1 protein-coding gene is annotated in these 3,228 nt (G+C 46.7%); it reads right to left on the bottom strand.

Annotated features, from left to right (window positions below; all coding sequences use genetic code 11):
* A partial coding sequence (locus tag WCO51_11535; GenBank protein MEI6513886.1) for a DUF3320 domain-containing protein occupies window positions 1–3,228 on the bottom strand: 3,228 nt, incomplete at both ends.

Genomic DNA, 3,228 nt, shown 5'->3' with positions numbered 1-3,228 from the left:
ATATAGTGCTGCGTTAGCAACTTCTTCCGGAGGTAGTTCGTCGGCATTACGACGAGATATATCATCATTTCCTGGAATGCGGAACATTTTGTAGTCAGTAGGAGTTAGTTCCGATGGCCAAAGAAATACTCTTTTCTGGCTTTGCGTCCGAAAGGCGCTAGTATGCAATGCAAGTTGGGTAATCCGCTCGAGAACCTTTGAGCCAAGTTTGCTTATCCCCCAAAGAGCAGCTACTCGCTTTGCAGCCAAGTCCAATTGCACCGGACCTTCGCGCTTAACGACATCTTCGATAGCTTGCCTGATAGCCCAATCTGTTCCAGGAAAGTAAAACGTTGTGAGGTCTCCCTGCACCAGAGATGTGTCATAAGGCTCATAACACTGAGAATTCAAACTCATAAGGCCGGGAATATCTGGTTGGTTTTGTTCTCTTTTCAAAGGCATAGGAGCCCAAGATATTGGAGTTGGGGGGGGAGCTACCTGAACCTGCTCAATAATCTGCTTAGGCGCTTTTTTCGCCTCCTCGATCGCGTTCTCAATCCGAGCAATTTCTTTGTCAGGCTTCTCCCACCAATCCGTAGACCAGATGCGATGTAACTGCCACCCCAGTCCCTTAAGTACGTTCTCGCGTAAACGGTCTCTATCTCGTGCTGTTTTTGCACGATGGTAGTTAGCACCATCGCATTCAATACCCAGTAAATAACGGCCTGGAGATTCAGTATCTACTACGGCAAGATCTATTCGATATCCTGAACAGCCAACCTGAGAGTGTATTGTAAATCCCTTGTTTCGCAATGCATCACATACCTGTTCCTCGAAAATTGATTCACACTCAGCATCTGGGTTGGTAGTAAGCTGCTCGGTCAAGGCTACTGGTCCACGAGTAGCGTAGTCGAGGAAGCTCTTGAGGTCTGCAACGCCTTTAGCCCGCGTTTTAGATAGATCAATCTGGTCAGCACGGAGGGTTGAAAACACGACCACCTCTCTTCGTGCACGAGTTATCGCTACGTTGAGACGTCGTTCACCGCCATCTCTGTTCATAGGGCCAAAGTTCATGGATACACGTCCCAGAGCGTCTGGGCCGTAACAGATAGAGAATAGAATGGCATCTCGCTCATCCCCTTGAACATTTTCAATGTTTTTAACGAATACAGGCTCGTTATTTGGGGCTAAGTTATTATCGAAGAAAGTGTCGATTTTCGGGTTCTTACGTCGAGCATCATCAAGAAGGTCTTCTACAAGCGTTTGCTGGCTCATGCTAAACGTAACGATTCCGATGCTATATCGGTTAAGACTTGGATCAAGTAGTCGGCGTAAGACTTCAATAACGACAGCCTCTGCCTCGGCTCGATTCGTCCTCGACTTGGACTTATCATAAACCCCCTTGACGGGCCGTAGAGATACAGACCGCTGGATCGAAGGGGAAGGAAAAGTCAATAACTTGTTTTCATAATAGTGAAAGTTGCTGAATGCGATCAGACTTTCATGTCGACTTCTGTAATGCCAACGAAGATACATCGTTGGCAGTTGCGCGGCTAAGCAGTCATCGAGGATACTCTCTAGATCTTCAACGATGTCGTCCTCCAAAGCATCAGGATCTTCAGATCGCGAGAAGAAATTCGTAGGAGGTAGTTGCTTTGGATCACCGACGATGACAGCTTCTTTTCCACGTGCAATCGCACCCACTGCATCCCATACTGGTATCTGTGATGCCTCATCAAAGACAACAAGGTCAAACGGTGGGTGTGCAGGGTCAAGGTATTGCGCAACCGAAATAGGGCTCATCAGAAGGCATGGTTTCAAGCGCGGCAGTAAATTAGATATCTTTTGAAACAGCTGTCGTATAGGCATTTGACGACGTTGCTTCTGCCTTTCTCGCATAAGAATTCCCATCTCTGAATTCTTATTTGCCGTTTCCCCCCCATGAGGTAATTTTGCTGCAAGCCTCGCCTGTATCTCAGTTCGCGTCAGTTCGGTATAGCGTTTATCTACCTCTCGAAACTCATCGATCTTGCGCTCAAACTCACTACTGAAAAATGTGCGAAGCGTAGGTTCATCATCTGTAATTTTATTGACCCACCACATATAAAAGCTGCGCTGAAAAGCATTAACAATTTGGCTAGCAGGAAGACCGCCCTTCTCATACCCATCTATTAGTTGCTGTAAGCCAAGCTCCACAGCTTGGCGACGTATTATGCGCCAGTGACACCATTCTCTCAGATCGTTAAGATGCTTATCCCATTTATCTAAATGATAGATAATTGTGCCGAGATGATCATCGTTTAAATCATTGCCCCATGCGGCTTGTGAATCGAGCGCAAGTGTGGACTCCAAAGCACTTCTTGCGTTATAAAAGGCTTGATCCTTATCAATATAACCACGCAATAATTGCCAAGTTGGTCCACCTTCAGAAAGTTGTTCGTGGCTTTCTCTCAGTAGAGTAGCCCACTGCTGCCTTAGAGACGAAGCGCGTTCGATATCAGTACCAGCTATATGAGCTGCTAGCGTTCTCATTGTTGATGCGGTTCCACGCATTTGCTCAACAGCGCTCCAGTCTGCTTCTCCCTCATGCCAAAACGATCCAAGTAGCTCACGGGCACGATCACTAGCCTTAGAGAGGCAATTCTCTTCATCGCGTAGGGTACAAGCTGTCTTAAGATCATGAAGCATCGCAGATGGGTCGATTTTCTGGCCAGGTTGCATCACACGCTTAAGTGCTCTCTTTACAGATCTACGACCAAGCATGCGAGGTAGGAACCATGCCTCATTTGACTCAAGAAGCCGTTTTATCAATCCATCCAAATCGAGTTGCAGCACTTTGTTCGAATAGATAGAGTAAAGTTGGCTGCGAAGATTATCCCTACGAATACCATGAGTTATCCATTCAGTGACCGAAGCACTGACATTATCCCAATCAGTTGCTGTCATCATACCAACTGGGGTTGTAGGGGATTCGATTAGTATCTTCGATAATGTATTAAGAGCACGCAAGTCGCGTTCGCGCCAATTACCCTCACCCATTCCAAGTATAGGAGCAAGGTTTTGCGCAGCTTGCTTTAATTCACAGCAAGAGTTGCGTAGTTGCTCCAATGAAGTTTCAATCCCGCTTTGCCAAGTGTTGCTCCATTCTTCACAAGCAGCTGGCGCCCAAACACTGTTTGATGGATGAGTGGAGGCGCTGCTAGCTTCACCCTGAAGCTGTTTCACTACATTCTGAAGATTATCTAGAGT

The sequence above is a fragment of the bacterium genome (assembly GCA_037131655.1).
Classification (GTDB): domain Bacteria; phylum Armatimonadota; class Fimbriimonadia; order Fimbriimonadales; family JBAXQP01; genus JBAXQP01.
Note: the sequence above shows the minus strand (reverse complement) of the source record. Positions and strands in the feature narration are given on the sequence as shown.